The following is a 24,347-nucleotide window of genomic DNA, read 5'->3' on the forward strand; positions in this document are numbered from 1 at the left end:
CTGCAGAGTTGCAAGGTTGTAAACATGAAAACGATGACACGGGAAAGAAGAATCGCTGCCGGCCATCACTCATCGCGCAATGAGTGTGCCGGAACCGACCGCACATCCAGAGTAATGCGTTTGCTTGCGCGGTATGGACCAAGCGCCGGTACCTGCCTGGCGGCATCGACCTGTTCCATGAGATTGCATGCCGCGGCTCGCCCAAGTGCCTGCGGATCCTGCTCGAGCAGATAGATGCCATCGGCAACGTATTGAGACCAGCGCCAATCGTCGAAGCTCACCAGCCCAACATCCTGCGGAAATTCGATGTGCAACTCCCTCAGACAGGCAAGGATGTCAAACAGCAAGGGCCCCATAAGCGAAATGAACACCGTTGGACCCTTCACGTGTTTCAGAGATGTGGCAATGGTCTGCTTCAACCACGCATTATCGTGCTGGTTAAGCTCGACATGGAGGAACAGCTTGTCGTTTCGAGCGGCGGAATCTCGGAATCCCTCGATTCGCCTTGTCTGGGCGGAAATCTCGCTGCCAATTCTGCTGAACACGACAATGTTGCTATAGCCGAGCCGAGCGAGATGATCGCCAAGTCGTTTGCATGACACTTCATTGTTTGCAGTCACCATGGAAATGTCCTCTGGAAGATCCTCGGGTTCACGATCAACCATCACCAGTGGCTTCTTTGCCTGGACTATACTCTGATACGCCACAAAATGCTTGGCGCTTGGTTGAACGATCAACCCATCCACCTGTTGCGAAAGCAAGCGATTGATCTGATCATGCTCCTGAATCACGGAATTATCGGCGTTCATCAGCATGACATCGTATCCTGCAGGCTGCAGTTGTCTATAAATGCCTTTGAACAGCAACGAGGAGAAGACATTCGAAATGTCCCCGACGATCAGACCGATCACGTGCGTCTCTTGCTGCCGCATTCTTCTTGCCGACGCACTGGGATGGTATTCCAGACGCTTCACCGACTCCGCGATAAGCGCTCGGGTTCTGGGACTCATTTTCTGATAGTTGCCATTAATGTATCGAGAGACCGTGGTGACCGAGACCCCAGCCTCACGAGCGACATCAGAAATCGTTGCTCTGCCCATACTTCCATTCTCCTGTTCTGGAACAGTCTTTCAGTCAGCGTCGACCGAAGCCTCCCACACACTCATGGTACTGCCGCGTTATGCGCCGTTTGACAGTCCAATGCTCAAGTTATATATTAGGTGTATCGATAAACCAAATCAATGGTGATTGCTTTTATTTAGTAGGGGAAACGATATTACTATTGAGCTTCATCGACGAGAGCGCAGCACACAGCTACCCCAAGAACGGACACGAACAAAGGCTGCTCTTGAGAGACGATTCAGGATAAGGAAGTGCGGTATGGCAGATTTTTCAATCGATAGCTTCAGCCTGCGAGGACGTGTGGTTGTCATCACCGGCGGCGCAAGTGGCTTGGGACAGTTCTATACCCAAGCAGTCAGCAAGGTGGGAGCAGACATCGTTGTCGTATCATCAACGCAGCACGGCTGGGATGAGACCCGCGAGGCAGTCGAATCGCATGGCGGGAAGGTTCTGTTCATCCAGCGCGACATCACCGAAACATCCGCAGCCGAGGCGATTGTTCGGCAGTCCCTCGACGAATTCGGACATATCGATGTGCTTATCAACAATGCGGGCATGCAGCGCAGGCATGAACTCGTCGACTTCCCCGATGAAGACTGGAACAAGGTCATTGACCTCAATCTCAATGCTCTCTACCGTCTCTCCCATGAAACCGCGAAGGTGATGATTGAGCAGGGGCACGGCAAGATAGTCAACATCGGTTCCATGCAGTCATACCGGGCCGGAAAATTCATCTTCCCTTATACGGCAAGCAAGCATGGGGTCATCGGACTGACCAAGGCATATGCCGATGCCTTGGCACCTCATAACATCCAAGTCAACGCGCTGGCACCTGGCTACATCAACACTCCCATGACGAAGGCACTGCAGGAGGATCCCGTTCGAAGTGTAGAGATTCATGATCATATTCCTGCCGGGCACTGGGGCGAGCCAAGCGAATTGATGGGAGCAATGGTTTTCCTGTGCTCTGCCGCTTCAGACTATGTCACTGGGGTGACCCTTCCCGTTGATGGCGGCTATCTGCTGCGCTGAGGCGTCAGAGGAACGATTTTTCGAACTGCAGCCACGCTTTTCCAATCACAACACACCGCATGAACTCAAAGGAGAGTCATGAGTAGTCTCACCAAAAATCTTGATGCCATCCGACAGAACAACAAGATCGGACATTTCCGTTACACCATTGGCGTGACGCTATTCGGCATGCAGCTCATCAACTATTTCGACCGGGTCAATCTTTCGACAGCAGGCCCCTCGATGATGAGCTACTTCCACATGTCTTCGACGGAATTCGGCATCGTGTCTTCAGCATTCACCTGGACCTACATGATCATGCAGATTCCCTCGGGACTCATTCTCGACAAGATAGGGGTGAAATGGGTTTCGAGAGTGTCCTCTGCATTATGGGCTATACCGACCTTCCTCACCGCATTCGTAAGCGGTCTGGGACCACTCATCCTGCTGCGAGTGCTTCTGGGTGTGGTCGAAGCACCAAATACGCCTGCCGGTTCAAAGGCTGCCGGGTATTGGTTCCCGCTGAGAGAACGCGGATTGGCCACTGCCCTGTACGATTCTGGAACCAAGTTTGCGAATGTCATCGGTGTGCCGGTCTGCGCATTCCTCGTTCTGCACTATGGCTGGCAGTCGGCGTTCTTCTTCACCGCGATCATGAGCGTCATATTCAGCCTCTGGTATTGGATCATCTACCGCAATCCACGCGAATCCTCACATCTTTCGAAGGCGGAGTTGGAATACATCGAGCAGGGTGGCGCTCAGGAGGATGCGCAGCCGGAACCTGGGGTCAATCTGTGGTTCGTGCTCCGTCAACGCAAGATGTGGGGACTTATGCTTGGCAACTTCGCCTACAATTATGCAACCTTCATGTTTCTCACCTGGCTGCCGAGCTTCTTCGTCAAGACCCTGAACCTTGACATTCAGCAGTCGGGCTTCATGACGGCGATTCCCTGGCTCTTTGGATTCATCGCAGAGATCATCGTGGGCGGATGGTTCGTCGATCATCTGATCAAACGCGGACTGGATGCTTCAAAGGTTCGCAAGACTACGATCGTCATCGGACTCAGCATGGGCATCGCCCTGGTGGGCGCCGCCTATTCGCCTTCCGTATGGATCGCCGTAATCTGGTTCACCATCGCCTTGACCGGAGTATGCGTTTCGGCTGCAGGCTTTTGGGCGATCCCATCGATCATCGCCCCAACAGGACTCGTCGGCGTGGTGAGCTCGACCATGAATGTCTCAGGCATGATAGCGGCAATCATCACACCGATCATTACCGGTGCCGCAGTCGATGCGACTGGATCCTTCGCCACTGCTTTCATTCTTATCGGCGTCGTTCTGGTATTGGGTGTCTTTGGCATCCTCGTTCTTATGGGGCCTATCGAGCAGATGCATCCAGAACGTAACGATTCCAACGCGACAATATCTCGATAATGATCAAGGACTCTCATCCAAGACAACGTTGCACGTGAGGCACGCGGCGTTTTGGGCAAAACAGTGGTGCATGGCTTTTCGAAGGTTGGGATGTGAAAAACCTTCGACGGCGATGCACCACTGTTCTTTGCCATACTTCGTGATTGGGATACACTATTCACAAGAATCGGGGTCTGCAATCATGAGTCGGCGGAGCTTCGCATTGATGGGGCTCCGCCAGCCATGGAACACGGTGTCTACAGTGTTGGAATCAAGGAACGATGAGCTGCATTTACAAGATTACAGAGGATATGTCGAGCTATACGGCCACGGAGAAAAAACTGGCGGACTACATTCTCCAGCATAGGCAAGAGACCACACTGAGCGCCACCAAGGAACTTGCAGCCCATGCTGGGGTCTCCCCGTCGGCGGTGGTCCGCTTCACCCAGCGCCTTGGCTACAGTGGCTTCGTGGCTTTCAAGGTGGATCTTGCCAGCGATAGTGTTGATGACATTGCCAATTTTGACGACATCCTTCTTGAAGAGGATTCCATCAGTGACGTCGTCAGAAAATCTAAATCCCTGAACACCAGATTGCAGGAAGAGTCATATCGCCTCTTGAATATCGATAGCCTGACCAAGGCGGTCGAGGCAATGCAGCATTGCCAGAAGGTATATCTTTACGGAATCAGTGCTTCTGGCATCGTATGCATGGACTTATGGGAAAAGCTTTCGAGAATCAATCGCCAGACCATCTATCATCAGGACTTCCATGATCAGCTTGCTGCCACCACCCATATTGGTCCCGCTGATGTCGCCCTGGCAGTGAGCTACAGCGGCAAGACACATGAGGTGAACGCCGCCATGCGCTATGCGAAGGAGCAGGGCGCTGTGACCGTCGCCGTTACGCAATTCGAGAAGAGCCCGTTGACGAGATTCTCCGACATTCTCTTACGCATACCCTCAACCGAACGTGAGATTCGGCTGGGAGCCATCGCCTCAAGAAATGCATCGCTCATCGTCACCGACCTTCTCTATATGTGCCTCGCCAAGAATGATCTGGAAAAGACCAAGGAATATCTGATCAAGACCAAGGAAGCGATTCAGCGTTTATATTAGGAATGTCTAGGAATGAGGTTGAGCCACAGCACTGTGACACAGCATAATCAGATACGAGCCGATGGGATGAACACTGTGAACATACGCATGATTGCCATGGATTTGGATGGCACGCTGCTGAAGAACGACCACCGTAGCATATCGAAAGCATCCGTTCGCGCCATAGATGCCGCGCATAACAACCATATTGCATGCACCGTTGCGACGGGAAGAATCTTTTCGATCATTCCCCATCAGGTTCGTGCAATATCTGACATTGACTGGTCGGTCACATCCAATGGTGCAGTGCTGTATGACAACAGGCTGTATGGCAGCAAGGAACCTTCGCTGACGGGGCGGCACCTATGTTGACATTCACGGAGCAGAGCGGCTCTTGCGCAACATCCCTCAGAGCACATGGATAGAAATGTGGAGCTGCGGAAAGATCTATGTTGGCAGAAGGCAATGGGAACGTATGGACGAATACTCGCTACGCCCGTTGCATGTTCAGGCACTGCTGCAGATTGGAAAGGTCGTCGATGATCTGCAGCAGCTGATCGACGACAAGATGCCTATAGAAAAAATCAATTTCCCTTCCATCGATAAGACCGCACAGGAAGTCGTGATGAAAGACCTGCTCGACAACCGGCTCTATTCCTTCATACCCATGCGCGAAGGGCTGGAAGTCATGGGTGCAAGGGTATCCAAGGAGCACGGCATTCAACGTCTCTGCACAGCTCTGGGCATTGGGTTGGAAAATGTGATGGCCATCGGCGACAGTGAGAACGATATCGAGATGCTTGAGGCTTGTGGCATGGGCATCGCCATGGGAAACGCATTGGATGAAGTCAAGGATGCGGCCGATCACGTCACGCTGAGCAACGAAGATGATGGCCTTGCCTTGGCAATCGAACGATACGCGCTGAACTGATGAATCAGATGGACTGATGGGTGGAAAATCACGCCAGAAACGTGATTTTCCACCCATCAGGCAGGCATGCTTACTAGAGATCGTTCTTGAAGAAAGCCTCGAGTTCTTCTGCGGCCTTGTCCTCGTCCGCTCCGGCGATGCTCACCTTCAGCAGGTCTCCCTTGCCAATGCCGAGAGACATGACACCCAGAATATGTTTCGCATCTGCGGTGCTGCCTGAATGATCCAAGGTGATGTCAGACTCGAACTGCTGCGCGATCTTCACGAGCTTTCCAGCTGGTCTGGCATGGATTCCCACAGGATCCGTGATCGTGTATGTAAATTCCCTGCTCATGTACGCTTCCCCTTAGTGTTCTTTGCCTGTTACCGAGAGAACCTTGGTTCCCACTTCAATATGCTGATTCGTGTAGCTGCCGAAGGAAGATACCGCATCCATGTTGGTGACGACGGTGATCACGGTGTCTTTCTTGCCGGCTTCGCGAATCTTCTCGAGATCCATCAACCCAAGCTGCTGGCCTGCGAGCACATGCTGCCCGACCTTGACGCTGAAGCTGAACGGTCCGCCATCGAGTTCAACGGTGTCTATCCCCAGATGCACGAGTACTTCGAGTCCTGAGTCACTGATCATCGTGAATGCATGCTTGGTATCCGAGATCGTGAAGATTTTTCCATCGACCGGAGCCACGACCGTCTGCATCTCAGGGTTGACCGCAAAACCATCGCCAAGCAGCTTCTGCGAGAAGGTTTCATCATCGACCTCGCCGAGTTGGATCAGATTCCCTTCAACCGGCGCAACCATATCGGTAACAACCGTGGTGTGGGTGTCGGTCTGTGTATTCAATCCAGCCATGGTGTGCTCTTGCTCGGATTCGAGCTCTTCTGGCGTGGAGGTATCCTGTGCGTTTGTACCAGCAGCGGCACCCTCGAGAATGGTGCCATCCTCTGCGGTTGCCACCATCGCACTCTTCGGAGTGCCGAAGAAGTATGTGGCTACGAATCCACCAAGATAGGCTGCAAGCAGGCCAATGACATATCCGAGTGCCTTGCCGAATCCACCAGCGATGAGTGGTATGAGAGCGATACCGGAAGGACCAATGGAAGTTGCACCGATTCCGCCAATCGCACCAACAACGGCACCACCAACACCACCGCCGATACATGCGGTGATGAACGGACGACCGAGTGGCAAGGAAACACCGTAGATCAACGGTTCACCGACACCAAGGATTCCGACTGGCAACGCGCCCTTGATCATGCGGGTCAACTGCTTGTTCTTGCGGCAACGAATCCACAAGGCAATTGCGGCACCGACCTGACCTGCACCTGCCATGGCGAGGATAGGAAGCAACGGCGTCATGCCAAGATCCTTGATCATCTCAAGATGGATTGGGGTAAGAATCTGATGCAGTCCCAGCATGACCATAGGCAGGAAGACCAGACCGAGAACGAAGCCGGAGAACGCTCCGCCAACGTTCAAGACCCAATTGATCGCACCGACCAGAGAGTTCGAGACCCAGCCTGCAGCGGGCATTACCAGGAAGATCGTGAACAGACCCATGACCAGCAACGTCAAGAACGGAACGATGATGATGTCAAGCGAATCGGGAATATGCTTATGGAACCACCGTTCGACATAGCTCATGATCCACACCGCAAACAGCACTCCCAACACACCGCCGGAACCGGCGACAAGATCCTTGCCGGTAAAGACGTTGGGAAGGGCGAGCGGTGCCACAACGCCAGGCAGATAGATCAGACCGGCGATGATGCCGCCCAGCCCCTGCGTTGCACCAAATTCCTTTGCCGCGTTGATGCCGATGTAGACGTTCAGGAAGGCAAACAGACCCTGATTGATGACTTTCATCGTCAGAATGAAGGTGCCCCACTCGGCTCCAATGGCCCCAACGGTCTGGAGGTTACCGAGCACGCCCGCGATGCCGGATATAAGACCTGCGCCAACGAATGCGGGAATCAGTGGAATGAATATTGAACTGATGTGCTTGAGCGCTGCACGCCACCACGTTTGTTTCAACGCTGCCTTGTGTGCGGAATGCACCTGCTCTGCCTTGGCCTCGACTTCCTCCTTTGCAGACTTGTAATCATGGCCGGACTTTGCCGTGTGAGCCTTGGCTCCCTCAGGGAACGGCGCACCCAGATCTACGCCGACCTCATCGACCATGCTCTGTGCAACCTTGCTGACGACTCCAGGCCCGAGAACAACCTGCAGCGTGTCTTCCTGCACAACCCCCAGCACGCCGGGAATCTTCTTGAGTCCGGCAACGTCAACCTTGCTTTCGTCGCGAATCGTCATGCGAACGCGTGTCATGCAATTGATGAGCTTCTCGACATTCTGGGTACCACCCACATTGTCATAAATGCTCTCACCTATGCTCCTATATTTATCTTCCCCAGCCATTGAAAACCCTTTCACCCTTACTGCGTTGTTTTGTTATGAATTGTGTCAATATGAATTGTGCAAACATGAAAAACATCTTCAATCCTGCCGTGGGCTGTGACCATGGCGGATTGCATTGCATCAGTCGTTGTTCTTGACCAATCTGGATATGAAGCCACCTGCCTTTCTCAATTGAACTGAAGCGTTCTGCTTGGAAAGTCCCGTCAGTATCATGACGATCGCGAGCTTCACATCGTGCCCGGACGCTTCAAAATTGGTGTCTGCAACCTCTTCGTTGCAGTGTGTCGCCTCTCGAATTATACGTTTGGCCCGTTCAATAAGTTTCTCGTTGGTCGGTTTTACGTCAACCATAAGATTCTCATACACTTTGCCGATGCCAACCATCGCTCCAGTGGAAAGCATGTTGAGCACAAGCTTCTGCGCAGTTCCCGCCTTCAGACGCGTTGAACCGGAAAGCACCTCAGGTCCGACAGGAACTTCAATGGATATGTTCGCATGAGCGGATATTGCAGCATGCCCGTTGCATGCCAGGCTGACCGTTGCGGCTCCTACCTGAGTTGCATAATCGAGACCTCCGATAACATATGGTGTACGCCCTGAAGCGGCAATGCCTACAACGGTGTCATTGCTGTTCAAACCTCGTGCCTTCAGGTCTTCGGCTCCAAGCTGGATGTTGTCTTCTGCACCCTCCACTGCGATGGTCATTGCCTTGATACCACCGGCAATCAACCCCTGTACCATCTTCGGGTCGATGCCGAAGGTAGGTACGCATTCTGCCGCATCGAGCACGCCGAGCCTGCCGCTGGTTCCTGCTCCCATATAGAACAGACGGCCGCCTTGATTAAAGTGTTCGATGATGGTGGCAATAGCTGATTCTATGTCGCGCAATGCAAGAGAAACACTGGTTGCAACGCTTTGATCCTCCTGGTTCATGACCGTCGCGAATTCATGAATGGACATTGAATCCAGGTTCATGGTTTTCGTGTTTCGGGCTTCCGTGGTCAGACTGGCAATATCCATGATTCATTCCCCTTGCATAAGTGTGATGCCGGTACCGGCACCGATGAATGGCAACAATGATCGATCAGCTTCGATGACCCGACCCAAGACCTGCACTCTGGAATCAGGCGGCAAATCTCGTCGGGTAATCTGCAGCTCCCCTGCATAGCGGCCATAGTCTGCATTGTCGAGCGTGAGGGTGCCCGTTGGACGAGGTTCTGCGGAGGCAGCACATGGTGCGACCGGCAGCACCTGGAGGCGTCTGCTCTCCATGAGACGGACGACATCGCGGGCCACATCAGGGCGATTATGCCAGACCATAGCGGTGAGTTCGCTTGGCACTGCGCCCAATCGCAGGCCAATCGTGCCCGACTCGAAATATTGCGTGAAGGCATGAAGCGCTTCGTCGGTGATGGTGTTGTCCGCGATGTAGATGCGATCGGTCTGCGTCCGCTCCAAATCCAGCGCAGCTGCCAACGGATTCCATTCACGATGAATTTCAAGTGTCGGAAGATGCTCAAAGAGTGGAGCTCGCAGCTCGCCATCGCCCGATACAAATCCCATCGTCTTCAATCCGAGGTTGTGGAACCATTCGTTCTTTGCTCGATACCAGTCACGGTCGAGGCCGGTTTCAGGCCGCGGATAGTAGTTATGCCATGCCTCAAGATGGTCGAAATCCGCGTGGCTCTTCCTGAGTGTATCGATATCATGCTGCGAAATCGTACTTGCATTCAATGCAACAGGCATCGCGTGACTCAGGCTTGCAACCTCGCTAAGGTCGATGCCATCATCGATGCGCAGACCAGTGATTCCGGTTTCCAGAATCGCTGTCGGCTCGTTGAGCGACCAGCCCATGCGATTAAGACCGGTATCGGAAACATCCGCGACCAGTTCAAGGTTGCTATCCTTGCACCAGCCCGCAAGCAGAGTCAGTCGTGACCGAAGAAGCTTTGGATCGTCTTCTGGAATGTGCAGCGAAGTGAATACGCCTGTGAAGCCGGCTTGAGCCATGTGAACAAGGTATTCATGCGTTGCTGCGCCTAGCGGATTGCTTACATATATAGAAAATCCCCGCATATCAACTCCTTCATTGGAGCGAAATAGTAACATAAGAAAATATCGTTTCAGAATATTGTTAATATACATGAAATGATATTTCAAGATGGATCGTCACTGAATTTACAAACATATTACAAAAGCTTCACTTGACTGCGAAAGGAAGTCTCGGCCTATTACTCGATAATGCCTGTGATTGCTTGTTGCCGTTGGTCTTTTCGTGAAATTCCTGAACGTTCGATGGCGTTCGAAAGAGAAGGACAACGTTCGGTGGATTTCAAGGCATGAGCATTGATTTCCCTGTTCCCATGCGAAACCGCGACTGTGTATCCTCTTTGTAGATTCAGACAGTTCCCTTACTTCTTTCATTCGGCTGATTTATTCTCGAATGCACGGCTGAACCATACTTCGATCATGCACGTTGCTGGTGTTGGTAATTCATGAACATGCAGATCAGATTGAAGATCGACGTCGAGGATTGAAGTTGAAGATAGAAGTTGAAGATAGAAGTTAGATTGAGGAGTGATGATACATGACGAGGGCTTCGTATTCGTATCACGATGGCGATACCCAACCCTTGCCCGCGGCACAGAACGCACAGGAGTACGCACCCGCTCCAAGAAGCTATGTTTCATCTGGCAATCGCAGCAATCTGGGCAGCTCAGGCAACCAGAGACAGCAGACAGAGCAGACAAACCGGAGAAGACCGCGCGAACGCAGACATGCAAGCCACGGTTTCCTGAGCTTTCTGCTGTGGATCATCTCGGCATTCATCATAGCGATCATGGTGATTCGCATCTTGCCAGCAAGCATTGCAAACAGCGGGTTCATGCCGCTGATCGTTTCGTTTGTACCATGGCTGGCACTTGTTTCGGCGCTGGTACTGGTTCCGGCACTGGCGTGGCGACGTAAAGTCCTCGCTCTGGTAAGCGTGGCGTGCATACTCATTCAGATTTTCTGGCATATCGGCTACATCAAGCCAACCACCACGATTTCCCAGGCGGCAAAGACTGCGGTTGCGAGCGCCACGATCAACACGACCGACAAGTATGCACGGATCATGACCTTCAACACCCATGTAGGCACTGCGGATGTAAATGAAATCGTGCAGACAGTAAAGGACCAGCATGTTGAGGTGCTTGCTTTGCAAGAGATGACGCAGGGATTCATTCAGCGCCTTGAAGCTGCCGGAATCTCCAAGGTGCTCCCCTATTCGGTGATTGCCAGCACCAAGCATGGCGATAATGGTGGCGTCAATGGGCTGTGGACGGCAGCTCCCCAAAGCGATGCGAACTCGAACCTGATCCCAACGGATGCGTCGAGCATTCCTGCCGCATCGATCACCCTGGGCACTTCGATTGTTCGCTTCGGATCCGTTCATCCCAACTCCCCCACCCGTGGGCAGCAAAGCGTGTGGAGCTCAGGTCTGAGCACCATCAGCTCACTCAAGAACTATGACCATACCTATGTTCTTATGGGTGATTTCAACTCAACCTGGGATCATCCGAGTTTTCGGTCGCTGCTCGGTTCGAAGTTCGTGGACTCATCAGAGCAGGCCGGTGAAGGATTTCACATGACGTATCCTGCTAACTCAAAGATCCCGCCACTGATTGAGATTGACCATATCGTGCACACGAGCGGAGTCACAGTGGGTGACATCGAGACCGTTCAGATCGCAAATAGTGACCACCGCGCGCTCCTGGCCACTTTGCAGGCTTTGTGAACAACTCACCGTGGAATCGCATCACCAAGCGATAGAGGCACAGCATTGCGATTGAGTTGGAGGTTTCTCACGTGGCTCGATCGCAATGTTTCTATACGGGCGCACAGAGAAACAGTAGCGTCTGGGCATGCTGACAACTACGAAGATCATCATGAATGACCTTTCACGCTGAGAAAAATAACCCATTTCAAAGATAATCTGATTTGCATCAGATATACCGCGATGGTGAATACGGTATGCTCTTCCGAGCATCTTTCCTGTCGCCACGGGCGTTCCTTTTCCTGGCCTCCCGAGCGCTTTCTTCTCCTGCCAACGCAGGCACTATCCTCTCCTGCCAACCCTCTCCTGCCATCTCGAGCGGAGGCGTAGCCGTAGCCGAGAGATCTCAGTTGTTGGCACCCTGAACGGGTGAGATCTCTCGACTCCGCTACGCTCCGCTCGAGATGACGGAGGGAATAATGGGCCTGGGATGACGGGTGGAACCGGACTGTCACTTCGTTACCAAGGCCACACTGCATTCTGAGGACCAGAACCAGTACGGTATCACCTGCCGGACACATCCATCCACCACGATTGCGCATGTCTGAGCAGCATTGTCATTGAAGCACAGTTTCATGCAAACCAGCGCGTTCATCCATCTAAAGATACGTATTGTCTCCTTGCCGCTCTAAATGTTGCACGCGTTCATTCAACGAGTCCATTGCCCTTTGCCTTGTCTGTGCCCTCTGCCTCAAACGGTATGAAGGTGCCCGCTCTGCAGCATTGACGAATGGGAATCTCAATGATGAAGAGAAGGCTGCATATCGCGCATTGTTCTACAGGAATTTCATGTCGGAAAACATGATTAATGAAATACGAAGTGTGCCTAGCAATGTTTCAATGATCAAGCAACAGGCGAACTCTCGGATTCCTTCACTGCTCGTAGTATCGAACGGAATGGGCACCGGCTTTGATACAGAGACTTGGCAAAGATATCAGATCAACCACTTTGAACGACTCCATGAAGCCGAAATAGTCTTTGTTGACTGTCCCCATTATCTTCATGACTATGAGTACGAACACATCGCTATGACGATCAGGCACTTCATTGATGCAATGGATTAACTGTTACCGAATGTAGAATTGGAGGCCACGATACGGAATAACCTCTGCAGGCTATATGCGAAAACCAATCTGTGCCCCGGATGCGAATCGAACGCACGACACCTTCTTTAGGAGAGAAGTGCTCTATCCCCTGAGCTACCGGGGCAACGATGTTCTATCCTACACTCTTTCCAGCGCGTGACGACACTTTGGCGAGGATATGTCTGATAAACGAGTTCTTCGTATTCTGGCGTGTAGGGTTGCCGAAGATTCTTGAATGTCATCTGCCCTGTTGCTCCGCGCATACCCTTCTGCCGCCACCCTGAGCACACCTTCTCTTCCGTCATCTGTCATCTCGAGCGGAGGCGAAGCCGGAGTCGAGAGATCTCACCTCACGGATGTCAACAGCGGAGATCTCTCGACTCCGGCTTCGCCTCCGCTCGAGATGACAGGGTGCGGAAACCACCCGGGATGACAGGGTGCGGAATCAACCGGGGCGACAGGGTGTGGAATCAACCGGGGTCTATTAACCCAGAAAAAGGAGAACCCGGCGATGGAAATCGCCGGGTAAGGAAGAAGAGAGAAAGAAATTCAGTTATTGGATTTTGGGGAAATCCATCGCCTTGCGACGACAACTCTTATATAACCAGCCATTGCTTTGAAGAAGGATACGTTTCTCTAAAAGTTTTCTGGGAATTACTCACGTCCATACACTATCAACCGTCTGGTAAAGCGCAACGCTCAGACGGCAACACTGACATGGCAAGCGGTGTCGTCTGAGTTTGAAAGACTCAAACGACACCGTAAAAAGACCCCTTCACTCCAGATGCAAGCGAATTGGCTCAGAAAGGTCACGGCTGTTGCCGCCGACCCAAACCAGAAAATCACCGGGATCGCTATGCATCGAGTCATCAAGATGAACATAGCGCACGTCGTTCTCTTCAAGCTCAAAATCCACGCGCGTGGTTTCGCCGGCCGCGAGTGCGACCCGTTGGAATCCCTTGAGCTGCTTGACCGGACGAACTACCTCACCAACGAGATCACGAACATAGAGCTGTGCGATCTCAACACCATCGACATCGGAATCGTTGGTGATGTTCACACTTATGGTAACGGGATGCTCGGTGCTGAAACCATTGCCGGAACTCTCAAGCGAGCCATAGGTGAAACGACTGTAGCTCAAACCGAAGCCAAATGGATACGCCGCATAGTTGGAAACATCAAGATACTTGGACACATACTTCTCATTTGGTGCCTGTTCGTATGGTCTACCGGTGTTGTCCTCGTCATAATAAATGGGGATCTGGCCAGCCGATTCCGGGAATGACATCGTGACTTTCCCAGATGGGTTCACCGAGCCATAGAGCACATCGGCAATCGCAGATCCGCCTTCAGTCCCCGGGTACCACGCTTCAAGAATCGCATCGGCGGCTTCGATGTCATGCAGGTCAAGCGGTCTACCATTGAAGAGAACAACGACAATGTGTGGATTCACCTGATGCACGGCATTGAATAATGCAACCTGTCCTTTCGGAAGGCGAATGTTCGATCGGCTTGATGCCTCTCCACTCATGGTCGAGAGCTCTCCCAGAGCGAGAACTACCACATCCGAACGCTTTGCCAGCTCAACTGATTCTGCAACCACTGATTCGGTAGGAATGAAATAGTCGCAACGCTCCTCAGTCGTCCGCACCTTCGATGCGATTGATGCATCGCACGCAAGCGCATGCTCACGAAGCCCTTGCATCAGCGTCACCGCACGATCGGTTCTTCCACGCCATGACCATGCTCCGAGAACGTCCGGAGATTGGGCGGCTGGTCCGAGCAATGCGACGCTCTGCGACTCCTTCAATGGCAAAATCGAGTCATTGTTGCGAAGCAGAACCAGTGATTCAGCGGTGACGCGTCTGGCTACTGCACGATGCTCCTCGCTGAACACGACTTCCTTCTCGCGTTCCTCATCAGCTCCGCGGAATGGATGTTCGAAGAGACCCAGCTCGTTCTTCAACTGAAGAATTCGCAAGACGGATGCATCGATCAACCGTTCATCGACAGCTCCCGATTCAACCAAGGCTTCAAGGGTGTGCATGTAGCACAGCGTCATCATTTCGATATCGACACCGGCGTGAATCGACAGATCGGCCGCCTGCGTCTCATCCGCTGCAACACCGTGCGAGATCAGCTCCTTGACGGCTCCGAAGTCAGAGATCAGCACTCCATCGAACCCAAATTCGTCGCGCAGAATGTCTTGCATCAGATGTCGGTTGCCAGTCGCAGGAATGCCACCAACAGTGTTGAACGAGGTCATCACGAGTCGTGCACCTGCCTCGATCGCGGCGCGATACCCCCGCAGATACACATCCCGAAGCCGTTGTTCAGACATGTCCACGGTGTTGTAGTCACGACCGCCCGTGACGGCTCCATATGCCGCGAAATGTTTGACGCAGGCCGCGACCTTATTGAAATGATCCTGCAAATCGCCTGGTTCGCCCTGATATCCCTTGACCAGTGCCGATGCCAGCTTGCCATTGAGGAACGGATCCTCTCCGGTTGATTCCATTACACGACCCCATCGAGGGTCGCGGACCAGATCGACCATTGGCGAGAACACGGCAGAGAGGCCGGACACCGAAGCTTCCTCAGCGGATACCTGAGCCATTTCCTTGAAGGCACCGGTGTCCCATGAGCTTGCAAGGCCGAGCGGAATCGGGAAGATCGTCTCATATCCATGAATCACGTCGCCCATGAACATCGTTGGAATGTGCAGGCGATTGCGATCCATATATTGCCCTTGTATGCGCTTGCACTCCGCTGCTCCAACAACGCCCAGAACCGTGCCGATATTCATGATCTGGTCTTCATTCAGGCCAAGCTGGCTCATCGGGCCGGTGCGTTCCTCGGCCTTATCGGAATAGAAATCACCGGTAATTTGCGTCAGTTGTCCGATTTTCTCTTCCAAGGTCATCTGCCGAAGCAGATCCTCGATTTTCGACTGTTCCATGATTGCTCCCTGTAAGCTTCTCTGACTGCAAGGTATTCTCCTCGCACAGATATATGTCTTTACTCGCTAGGCGATGGTGCACCGCTTCGAGCCCACGGTCACCTCTATGTCAGTCGCATCTTCGAGCTGTTCGGCATTGATGACCAGACCACCTTGGCGATATGGCAACTGCTGATAGCTGCCATCAATCGTGCTTCCGTTGATCTGAACCGTCACTGCAGAGTCGTCATCGAGAACGTGATATCGAACCGTGCGCTCAGCGCCGAAGAGATTGACCGAGATCGATGTGCCATCGTCTTCACGCGCAAGCACAGGATCGATGACCAGCCCATTCGCCTCGATCTGCAAGCCAAACACATGTTGCACCAGCTGGCGTAGGTAGATGCCAGGACCGGACGAATATACGCGCCAGCCACCTCGAACCCCGACAGGATCCTTCGCATCGGCGCGCAGACGGTCCCAATCGCGTGCTGCTTCATAGCGGTCGGGAAAGTCTGCATCGGATGAAGCGAAGTAGCAGTTGCGCTGACGGATCTCGCTCGAAGACAGCCTTGAGAACTGGCCGACAGGACTGATGCGCAACAGTTCGCTCACGAAGGAGTCCTTGCCCAGGGTTGCGAGCGCCTCGGAATAACGAATATGAGCATGCGTGTACATCAGACCGATTTCGCGTCCCACGTTCGCCGCCTGTTCCGCTCTCTTGAAATAGCGCGGCACACCGTCGGCAAAGCGAGCAGGCTTGTTCATCAGCCGCACACCATCGGGATAGTGCAGATTCTCGTCGATGAGCTTCAAGTGTCCCTTGGCCTGCTCAGGTGTGAGCAGCCCTGAAATGATTGAACGTGTCATCGGAATCAGTCGGTATTTCAAGCCGGTGCGCGTGTCCGTGGGGTGAATGATCGGCTGCGGCCCCTCGTCGGTAAAGTTCACATAGCCGGCAATCACATCATCGAGGATGAAGTCCTTGGGGAATGCCGCCTCGATTGTGGCGGCTTCGGCGACGAACTTCCCCGCCAGATCCGAAAGTCCAGCCTTCTTCAATTGGGATGCGAGCACCAGGGATGCCTGATGCAGGAGCGCGATGGTCCAGCTCGAAGCCATGTTCTTCTTCATCGATGCCTGAGCGGGCTGAAGCGTATCGTCCCAATCGCCGTTGCCATATGAGAACAGTTTCGTTCCCGACACACGATGATGCTCGATATACGAAAGAATTCGTTCCAGATGCTGGACTACACTCGCCTTGCCGTCGTCATCAAGGAATGGTTCGGTCTGCTTGAGAATGTCGTAGTCTTCGCTGGCACTCAGATACTCGCCCATGGCCATCAGAGGCCACACGGGAATGTCGCCATGCGAATCCTTCTGATACATCGATGAGTATGCGTCGAACATGAACCATTGGGGCAAGGAGCCATCACTGTTCTGATGGGCGAACACCTTCAGCAGAATTTCTCGAGCCCCGGCAAAATGTCCAAATCCAAGCTCCATTTCCAACGGACCCTGCAATACGTCTCTCGTGCCCCATGCAGCCCCTGAATACTGTTCGAGCCCGTGTGGTGAAAGGAAATGTACCAGCGCGTTCTGCACGAACCATGGGATGAGAATGTTGAACTCGCTCAGGCGACCTTCGCCATTGACATGAAGATCGTCGGCAAATGATGCGATGCGTGCGTTGTGTTTCTGCAGCACCTTCGTGGTGTCGAGCGGGCTGCTGATCAGTCTTTCTGCGCAATCACAGGCCTCCTGCGCACCGCGAATGCTCGCTGCAATGGACAGATGGAGCTCTCGCTGGCCCTTGATGGAGAAGGTGAAGATACCACTATGCTGAGGTGCCTCGGCTGAAACGACCTTCGTATCATCCTTCGGATTGGCGAAGAGAACCTCGTCGGACCCACATTGCGCATTCTCGGAGACAAAGGCATAGCTCAATCCCGGATACTGCTTGAAAACCTCGGAATCCCATGCTGGGGCAAAGATGACACCGTGCTCTTCATGACGCGCATACCACTGCCGTGGCTCCTCGACATCGACGGTGAGCATGGCGTCGATTGGGGTGCTTGAAGTGAATCGAATGTCCAGAGCATTGCTGTCTGCCGATGCCGTGGTCGTCACGTTGAGCACCATATCACCGATCCGATAGACCCAGCGGGAACCGCCCAGATGCATGATGAAAGCGGATGGAAGTTGCAGCACACGCCACTCCCCTTCGAATCTCACCAGCACACGGACGCCTTCTGATCTGAGCAGGTTCAGCGCATTGCGCTGGACCGAGACGAGACGGTTCATATTGGTGTTGCCAAGCACAATATGCGACGCGAAAACGCCCGGGGCATAGCTTGTGGAAGCCAGAACAGGGTGCTCGGGATCGAAGTCGCCGCCAGATAGCAGAACCTGGCCATGCGAGCGTGCCACCGCAAGTTCCTTGGTCCGTGACACAACATGGGTTCCGTCGGCGGAGAAGAATGACAGCAAGCTTGAATTTCGCCCATATTCAGGCGAGACGATGCTGCCCGAAACCAGGGACCTGAGCTGTTCGTCGCTGAGTACATCGGCGTTCAAGCCTCTCGCCGTGGCCAGCAGCGATGGGATCGCGCTCTTCGTCGGTTCAGACTGATTCATGGACTGCTGAACGGTGACATTCGTAGCCTTGCCCACGGTCTGGGCATGTTCCAGAATTGCCGAATCGGCCAGCTTCTTGCTCACCTCGGCCATCTCACCACGATAATCGGGGTTGAACGCCACCAACTGGTTCCACTCGATGCCGTCTTCGCCGAGCTGACGGCCCTTGGAGAGAAGACACACCATTGCAAACTCGTATTGATCGATATGACCGCCATGCCAGTTCTCATCGCTCAAGGCAAGGGGAGCCGATCCGAGACGAGCCTGGTGTCCAAAGAAGTCAAAGCCGTCGGTAAGATACGCGGCTGTTCCCTCGCATATGGTCGACACCAGAAGTGGCAGCTGCGGCGCGTCGCTCATCGTCTGTCGAGCCGATACGACGCATCCGGGCCCCTCAAGCGTCTCTTCGTGGAAGGCAACATATTGGGAGATATACGGTTCGCTCGTCAAGGCCTGCTCGACAGGTGCCAATGCAATATCCTGAGCGGTGACAAGCTCCCACGTATCGTTTGGCTCCAATGTCTCGGATCCAGCGGGCACGACCTTCACGTTCCACACCCAGGAACACCCATTGCCAGTGATTTCCTTCAAGGCCTGCGACTCATCCGAAACCGGACTGAGAGTCACGCTCCATCTGACTCCAAGATTCTCTCCACTCCATTGAGCGCACTGTTCAGAACACGTGAAGCGCGGGGCAGCCTTTGCGTCCTCTCCGAAATACGTTCCGGTGAGCGCAATCGACGTGATATCGTCTCCTCGCTTTCGCCTCAGCCATAATCCCGAGATTGCAGCGTCATGGACACCTGGCTGGTATTGCAAAATCTGGATATCATTCACACGGATGGAACGCGGGTCACCGAATGGGGTAAACTCCACATCCAGATCGCCGGCATGCATGGCGAAGTCATGTTCGATTGACTTTCCCCATGAATTCCACTGTGGATTCGACTGTGAATCCCATTGTGTCTGTTCGCCTTGTGCTTCGGGCGTATGAGCCGTCATCGCCTTGTCCTTTCAAGAAATGTCTGTGACCAAAAATCATCAAGCAAGGTTGCCGTCAATCCCGGGTTTTCGCTCTGCGGACCGTGCGCAGCATCGGGAATGATCTCGTAGCGGGCACCTATGATTCTCGCCATTCTGCGTTGCCACTCCTGAGGCCACGCCCAGTTGTCGTTTTCACCATGAAAGACCAGAACCGGCAATCCCGTAGCCTTCACTTCAAAGCTCGTGTCATGGACCTTCGCGAGCTCATCGATGGTCTGCAACAACTGATCTCGGCTCGTGCGCTTCGAACGAGTTCTCAGGAAGCGCTGTAGCTCATCGAGCTCCGAGTCAGGAGCATCCGCCTTTGAGGGATTGTTGAGCGTCCACAGATCGCTTTCAGGATTGTCGAGCAGCATTTTTCTGTCAAGGTCATGTCTGCCCGCCCACCCGTGCGGACCGGAAGACATGAGCGTCAGGCTTTCAAAGCGTTCCGCATGGGCAATGGCGGCAGCTTGGGCCACGAGTCCACCGAAGCTGTGGCCAAGCAGATGCACTCTGACGACACCCACGGCCGACGAGATGATCTTTGCCAGTGCGCATGCATCTGAGGCATCCTGCTCTCGCGTATAGCTCCGCTGCCCTTCTGGAGCGAAGGAATCAGCCTGTCCACGCTGCGAATACACCCACACATCCCAGCCAAGCTCGGCAAGAAGCGGCAAAATGGGGTAGAAATCCTCCTTCGAACCCGTGAAACCGGGAATGCAGAGAACACTGCCCTTGACTTGCTCACCGACGACTGGCGATGCGTGCAGGGCTGTCAATTCTCCGGCAGACATGGTGACGTCGAGGATCTCCACTGACGGCGGAACGGGTAATCCTCCAAACGCCTGTCCTGGACGTATACGTGGATCTTGGATTGTATGTGCTGTAAACATCTATTCCCCTCGGGGTTAAGCATTCTTGAATGAATGGCGCCTGATGCCGCTCGCCACTCCTTGTGGCGAGCGGCATCATCTGTGTCAGGCCTGCTCGCCAACCTGCAACTTCGGAATCGCATCCAGCAGCGAAATCGTATAGTCATCGTGCGGATGCTGCAGAACCTTGGAAGTCTCGCCACGTTCGACAACATGACCTTGGTTGAGCACCATGATGTTATCGGTTATCAATCGCGCACTCAACAAATCGTGCGTGATATACAGCATGCTCACGTTCAGACGGACGCGCAGATCGTCGAGCAGCGCGAGAATTCCAGCTCGCAGCGTCATGTCAAGCATCGAGACCGGTTCATCGGCGATGAGCACTTTCGGATCGCTGGCGAGCGCACGGGCAATGACCACACGCTGACGCTGACCTCCAGAAAGCTGATGAGGAAGCTTTGCGGCGAACTGTTCGACCGGCGTAAGCCCCACGAATTCAAGCAGTTCGAGCATGCGATTTCTGGCCGCACTCCCCTTGAGCTTCGTATAGTTGAGAATCGGACGACTCAGAATGTATTCGACATTGTGAAGCGGATTCAACGCGGCATAGGGATCCTGGAACACCATCTGAATGTCAGAGCGCAAGGCCCGCAAATCGCGACCGCGATGCATCTTCTCGATATGCTTGCTGCCAAGCGTGATAACACCCGAAGTTGGGTTTTCCACAGCCGTGATCATCTTCGCAATCGTCGACTTTCCGGAACCGGAAGCGCCAACAAGCGCCAGAGACTGCCCTGGGTCAAGGGTGAACGACACATCGTCTACCGCTCTGACTTCGCCATCCCCCCGCTTGTGTGCAGGATATATCTTGGTGATGTGAGAGACAGTCAACGCCGTACGGTTATCCTCGGCATGCGCGTTTTCCTTGTATGCCTCATTCGCATTTTCGCGCGTGCGCAGCCCTGGGACCGAAACATGCTCTGCACGCGGATCGCCATAATGGCTCAGCAACATCTTCGTGTAGTCATCCTTCGGATGCTCAAGGATTTCACGGCTGGAAGCATCCTCGACGATGCGGCCATTGTGCATGACCAACACACGTTGGGTGGATTCAAGCACGATGCCCAGATCATGACTGATCAGGATGGCGGTGAATCCCTCTGACTTCTGCAGTTCACGAATCGTGTTCATGACCTCGTGCTGGACGAGCACGTCGAGTGCCGTCGTCGGTTCATCAAAGACCATGAGTTTCGGATCGAGACTCAGCGCGAGTGCGATGGACACACGCTGACGCATGCCGCCCGAAAGCTCGCCTGGATAACGGTTCAAGGTATTCGCCGGCAGACCGACCTTTTCGATCAGCTCCTTTGCACGAGCCTCGCGTCTGTCTTTCTGAACATGCTCATGCGCCTTGAAGATATCCATGAAATGGTTGCGAATCGTGCGTACAGGGTTCAGTGCGTTCATGCCGGACTGCAAAACCATTGCAAATCCGCCACGACGCTGCTTGCGCAGCTCCTCCTGATTCAGCGTTGAGATATCAACGCCATCAAAAATGACCTTGCCCTCACTCACACGTGCAGGCGGACGTGACAATGCCGTGATTGCAAATCCCAGCGTCGACTTGCCCGAACCTGATTCGCCGACCAAACCTACGAACTCACCTTGTTCCAGATCGACGTTCACATCGTGAACAGCCTTGACAGGCTCCGTTCCTGGTGTGTCGTATTCGATGGAAAGATGATCAATATGAAGCAGACTCATCGTGAACTCCCTTCACGCAGACGAGGATTGCTGAGTCGGTCAACGCCGAAGTTGATGAAGGTCATGGAGACGGCCAAAAGTGCGATCATCAGACCGGGAGCAAGCAGAAGCGCCCACTGCCCAGTGAGAATGACCCCATTGTTCTGTGCCCAATAGATCATTGTGCCCCAGCTGATCGTTGTGGAATCGCCAAGACCAAGGAACTCAAGTCCGGCTTCCGCAAGGGCCGCAGAGGTTGCGGCACCGAAGAAGTTGTTGATGATGAGCGAAAGCATGTTCGGGAATATCTCGTGGAAGATGATTCTCGCCGCGCTGTCGCCGCTGAACGCAGCAGCAGTGACGAAGTCACGTGACCGCAGGGATTGGGTCTGGCTGCGAAGCACACGTGAGCCCCATGCCCATCCGGTGAATACAATGACCAGGATGATCACCTTCATACCGCCGTTCTGCAAGTATGATGCGATGACGATCATCAATGGCAGCTGCGGAATCACAAGGAACAGGTTGACGATGAATCCGACGAATTCGCCGCCGAATGACTTGATGTATCCCCAGCTCAGACCGATGACGACAGCGAGAGCAGTGGAAAGAATGCCTGCGATCATGGCGACCATGACCGAGATTCGTCCACCCCAGATGAGCTGAGAGAACACGTCCTGGCCACTCGCCGTGGTGCCAAGAAGATGGCTCAGCGATGGCTGCGCATTGGTTTCGAAGCCGGTCTGCTTTGGATTGTAAGGGCTTAAAACAGGTGCGAATATGGCTATCAGAATGATCAGGCTGAAGAGGATGATGCCGAATCGAGCCTTCGGAACGGACCATACCGTGGCGAAGCTGCGGCCGGCCACCCTGAGCCCTCTGATCAGAACGTTGTCATCAGCCGAATCGTGCTTCGCGCGTGGCTGTGAGTGTTCGCCCTTGTTTGACGGTGGCGTGGCAACTTCAAGGGCTTTGTCCTTGTCGCTTGCCGGGCCGTTCGCAGGATTACCTGACGCGGTTCCTGTGACATGTGCATTCTGTGCTTGTGTCATTCCACTCACCTCCTAGTCCGTGGATCGAGAACGCCGTAAAGGATATCGACGATGAAATTGGCTACCAGAACACTGACCGTGATCATCAGGAACAACGCCTGCATGAGTGGATAGTCCTGATTCGTGACTGCCTGGAACAGCAGCATGCCGATGCCTGGATAGCTGAACACCTGTTCAACCAGCAACGAACCGCCGACGACACCGCCGAGCACCAGACCGAATGAGGTGAGGTTTGGAAGCAGCGCGTTTCGAGCCGCATACCTGAGCATGACGGTGCGCTGATGAAGACCGTTCGCCTCGGCGAAGGTCACATAATCATCGCCGAGCGTGTTGATCATGTTGTTGCGCATGCCCATGACCCAGCTGCCCAACGAAGTAATGAGGATGGTCAATCCAGGAAGGATCGAATGATACAGTGCATCGACCAGGAACGACCAAGACAGGTTGGGAACCGAAGTTGCTGCATATGCACCGGATGTCGGGAAGGCCTTGGCGACGTATCCAAGGAAGAACAGCAGCAGAAGCGCAAGCCAGAATGGCGGGAACGCCGAGAAGAATGAGCTCGAGACACTGCCGGTCGCATCGACGAGCGAACCGCGCTTCCATGCCATCGCTGCACCGAGCATGGTACCGATAATGAAGGAGAGAATGGTGACCGTACCAACAAGCACAAGAGTCCACGGCAACGCTGTAGAAACGAGCGAGGAGACCGATTGTGGGAAGTTGCTGTACGAGATTCCGAAGTTCAGATGAACGACATCATTGAGATATTGAATGTATTGCTGGAATGGGTTGCCTGTGGGCACCCCTAGCTGCGCTTCTATTGAGGCACGCATTTCCGGCGTCACAGGACCATTTTGTGAGAGCTTTGCGATGGCTGCGTCGGCAGGAGAACCGGGCATCATACGGGGTAACAGGAAGTTTACGGTGATTGCCGCCCAGAGTGTGAGCAGAAAAAGACCGATTTTCCCGAGATAGTAGCGCACGAGATGACCTTTCACTGAAAGTTGGTTTGATTGATTGTTACACGTTGGTTGTTGCAAGCTCGGTTGCGGTCGGGCTCATCGCTGTGAAGTCAGGCGTTGCAACCTTGGATATAACAGGCGACATGCAATGCCCAGGGGAATCCAATGATGTGGACTTTCCAGATTCCCTTGAGCAGAGCATGTGCATCTGTAGGAGA

17 protein-coding genes and 1 tRNA gene are annotated in these 24,347 nt (G+C 53.6%); 6 read left to right on the forward strand and 12 right to left on the reverse strand.

Annotated elements, in window-relative coordinates; translation table 11 throughout:
• Positions 1-65: 65 nt before the first annotated feature.
• Complete coding sequence (locus BAQU_RS03350) at positions 66-1,100, reverse strand: LacI family DNA-binding transcriptional regulator (protein WP_094692757.1); 1,035 nt, start codon at positions 1,098-1,100, stop codon at positions 66-68.
• A gap of 280 nt (positions 1,101-1,380) precedes the next feature.
• Here BAQU_RS03350 and BAQU_RS03355 point away from each other — a divergent pair, with 280 nt between their 5' ends.
• The 5 genes from BAQU_RS03355 (at position 1,381) to BAQU_RS03375 (ending at position 5,574) form a co-directional block, all read left to right on the forward strand.
• A complete protein-coding gene (locus tag BAQU_RS03355) occupies positions 1,381-2,154 on the forward strand; it encodes a glucose 1-dehydrogenase (RefSeq protein WP_094692759.1) in 774 nt (257 codons plus the stop codon).
• Between the two features lie 78 nt (positions 2,155-2,232).
• A complete protein-coding gene (locus BAQU_RS03360; protein WP_094692761.1) occupies positions 2,233-3,567 on the forward strand; it encodes an MFS transporter in 1,335 nt (444 codons plus the stop codon).
• A 260-nt stretch (positions 3,568-3,827) separates the two neighbouring features.
• Positions 3,828-4,664 (forward strand): MurR/RpiR family transcriptional regulator, encoded by an 837-nt coding sequence (locus BAQU_RS03365; protein WP_094692764.1) that lies wholly within the window; start codon positions 3,828-3,830, stop codon positions 4,662-4,664.
• A gap of 33 nt (positions 4,665-4,697) precedes the next feature.
• Positions 4,698-5,015: an HAD family hydrolase gene (locus BAQU_RS03370; protein ID WP_158215628.1), complete on the forward strand. Its 318-nt coding sequence runs from the start codon at positions 4,698-4,700 to the stop codon at positions 5,013-5,015.
• 22 nt (positions 5,016-5,037) lie between these two features.
• On the forward strand, positions 5,038-5,574 hold the full coding sequence (locus BAQU_RS03375) for an HAD family hydrolase (RefSeq protein WP_275542231.1): 537 nt from the start codon (positions 5,038-5,040) through the stop codon (positions 5,572-5,574).
• Positions 5,575-5,647: 73 nt separating this feature from the next.
• Here the strand turns inward: BAQU_RS03375 and BAQU_RS03380 are convergent, their stop codons facing one another.
• From BAQU_RS03380 to BAQU_RS03395, 4 genes are all read right to left on the reverse strand, one after another.
• Positions 5,648-5,908: an HPr family phosphocarrier protein gene (locus BAQU_RS03380; protein ID WP_094692770.1), complete on the reverse strand. Its 261-nt coding sequence runs from the start codon at positions 5,906-5,908 to the stop codon at positions 5,648-5,650.
• 12 nt (positions 5,909-5,920) lie between these two features.
• A complete protein-coding gene (locus BAQU_RS03385) occupies positions 5,921-7,990 on the reverse strand; it encodes a glucose PTS transporter subunit IIA (RefSeq protein ID WP_094692772.1) in 2,070 nt (689 codons plus the stop codon).
• Positions 7,991-8,110: 120 nt separating this feature from the next.
• Complete coding sequence (murQ, locus tag BAQU_RS03390) at positions 8,111-9,010, reverse strand: N-acetylmuramic acid 6-phosphate etherase (protein WP_094692774.1); 900 nt, start codon at positions 9,008-9,010, stop codon at positions 8,111-8,113.
• A 3-nt stretch (positions 9,011-9,013) separates the two neighbouring features.
• Positions 9,014-10,066, reverse strand: a complete 1,053-nt coding sequence (locus BAQU_RS03395; protein WP_158215629.1) for a MupG family TIM beta-alpha barrel fold protein — start codon at positions 10,064-10,066, stop codon at positions 9,014-9,016.
• A 511-nt stretch (positions 10,067-10,577) separates the two neighbouring features.
• Between BAQU_RS03395 and BAQU_RS03400 the strand changes: the two genes are divergently transcribed.
• A complete protein-coding gene (locus tag BAQU_RS03400; protein WP_244568417.1) occupies positions 10,578-11,768 on the forward strand; it encodes an endonuclease/exonuclease/phosphatase family protein in 1,191 nt (396 codons plus the stop codon).
• A 1,176-nt stretch (positions 11,769-12,944) separates the two neighbouring features.
• On the opposite strand, the gene BAQU_RS03410 is transcribed toward BAQU_RS03400, so the two are convergent.
• From BAQU_RS03410 to BAQU_RS03440, 7 genes are all read right to left on the reverse strand, one after another.
• Positions 12,945-13,017 (reverse strand) — tRNA-Arg (locus tag BAQU_RS03410).
• A gap of 651 nt (positions 13,018-13,668) precedes the next feature.
• The gene (bglX, locus tag BAQU_RS03415; RefSeq protein WP_094692780.1) at positions 13,669-15,852 is read right to left on the reverse strand and encodes a beta-glucosidase BglX; all 2,184 of its coding nucleotides are present in this window, start codon (positions 15,850-15,852) and stop codon (positions 13,669-13,671) included.
• A 66-nt stretch (positions 15,853-15,918) separates the two neighbouring features.
• Positions 15,919-19,470, reverse strand: coding sequence for a GH36-type glycosyl hydrolase domain-containing protein (locus BAQU_RS03420; RefSeq protein WP_094692782.1), 3,552 nt, complete (start codon positions 19,468-19,470; stop codon positions 15,919-15,921).
• Positions 19,467-20,387 (reverse strand): alpha/beta fold hydrolase, encoded by a 921-nt coding sequence (locus BAQU_RS03425; RefSeq protein WP_094692784.1) that lies wholly within the window; start codon positions 20,385-20,387, stop codon positions 19,467-19,469. Before BAQU_RS03425 ends, BAQU_RS03420 begins: the two co-directional genes overlap by 4 nt.
• An 84-nt stretch (positions 20,388-20,471) precedes the next feature.
• Positions 20,472-22,133: an ABC transporter ATP-binding protein gene (locus BAQU_RS03430; RefSeq protein WP_094692786.1), complete on the reverse strand. Its 1,662-nt coding sequence runs from the start codon at positions 22,131-22,133 to the stop codon at positions 20,472-20,474.
• Positions 22,130-23,164 (reverse strand): ABC transporter permease, encoded by a 1,035-nt coding sequence (locus BAQU_RS03435; protein ID WP_094692788.1) that lies wholly within the window; start codon positions 23,162-23,164, stop codon positions 22,130-22,132. The genes BAQU_RS03430 and BAQU_RS03435 overlap by 4 nt, the downstream gene beginning before the upstream one ends.
• A 5-nt stretch (positions 23,165-23,169) precedes the next feature.
• Positions 23,170-24,165, reverse strand: a complete 996-nt coding sequence (locus BAQU_RS03440; RefSeq protein ID WP_244568418.1) for an ABC transporter permease — start codon at positions 24,163-24,165, stop codon at positions 23,170-23,172.
• Between the last annotated feature and the right edge of the window lie 182 nt (positions 24,166-24,347).

The organism is Bifidobacterium aquikefiri (genome assembly GCF_002259795.1).
GTDB classification, from domain to species: domain Bacteria; phylum Actinomycetota; class Actinomycetes; order Actinomycetales; family Bifidobacteriaceae; genus Bombiscardovia; species Bombiscardovia aquikefiri.